This is a genomic window from Pedococcus sp. P1_H8 (genome assembly GCF_056405175.1).
Genome location: NZ_JBFUCP010000489.1, coordinates 1 through 356, shown reverse-complemented (window position 1 = coordinate 356; position 356 = coordinate 1). Strand labels below are relative to the sequence as shown.

The window sequence follows — 356 nt, the reverse complement described above, 5'->3', positions numbered from 1 at the left end:
GCTCTGGGCTGAACCCGCCCACCGCGGGTCAGCGCGCGACCGGCGTCCGGTCCAGCTTGCCGGCGAGCCTCTCCAGGTAGGCCACGACCTCGGCCTCGGGCTTGTCGGGTACCCCGAACACGACCTCGGTGACGCCGAGGTCCTCCCAGCGCGCGAGCCGCTCCGGGTCGGGCTTGCCCGCCAGCACCACGATCCGGGGCGCGCCCTCGCGGCCGGCCTCCGTCCAGATGCGTCGCAGCAACAGCACGTTGTCGTCGATGTCCTGCTCGATCGGGGTGGTCATCCAGCCGTCGGCGGAACGCGCGATCCACTTGAAGTTCTTCTCGTTGCCCGCGGCCCCGACCACGACGGGGACC

The 356-nt window shown here is 72.2% G+C and carries 1 protein-coding gene; it reads right to left on the bottom strand.

What is annotated here, in order from left to right; genetic code table 11:
* Positions 1–28: 28 nt before the first annotated feature.
* Positions 29–356, bottom strand: a 328-nt coding sequence (locus tag AC1DYG_RS20990) for a hypothetical protein (RefSeq protein ID WP_477641751.1), incomplete at its 5' end; no start/stop codon positions are given.